Consider the following 631-nt stretch of genomic DNA (forward strand, 5'->3'; position numbering starts at 1 on the left):
ACACGCTGAGCGCCACCAACGTCAGCACCACCGATCTGACCGCCAGCAACGGCACGATCAACACGCTGAGCGCCACCAACGTCAGCACCACCGATCTGACCGCCAGCAACGGCACGATCAACACGCTGAGCGCCACCAACGTCAGCACCACCGATCTGACCGCCAGCAATGGCACGATCAACACGCTGAGCGCCACCAACGTCAGCACCACGGACCTGACCGCCAGCAACGGCACGATCAACACGCTGAGCGCAACCAACGTCAGCACCACCGATCTGACCGCCAGCAATGGCACGATCAACACGCTGAGCGCCACCAACGTCAGCACCACCGATCTGACCGCCAGCAACGGCACGATCAACACGCTGAGCGCCACCAACGTCAGCACCACCGATCTGACCGCCAGCAACGGCACGATCAACACGCTGAGCGCCACCAACGTCAGCACCACGGACCTGACCGCCAGCAACGGCACGATCAACACGCTGAGCGCCACCAACGTCAGCACCACCGATCTGACCGCCAGCAATGGCACGATCAACACGCTGAGCGCCACCAACGTCAGCACCACCGATCTGACCGCCAGCAACGGCACGATCAACACGCTGAGCGCCACCAACGTCAGCACCAC

Annotated in this window: 1 pseudogene; it reads left to right on the forward strand. The window is 63.1% G+C overall.

Annotation, left to right across the window (positions count from 1 at the left end):
* Positions 1 to 631: pseudogene (locus QMO14_RS33340) on the forward strand (hypothetical protein); the annotation flags it as partial.

The organism is Variovorax sp. CAN15 (assembly GCF_030462475.1).
Taxonomy (GTDB): Bacteria; Pseudomonadota; Gammaproteobacteria; order Burkholderiales; family Burkholderiaceae_C; genus Variovorax.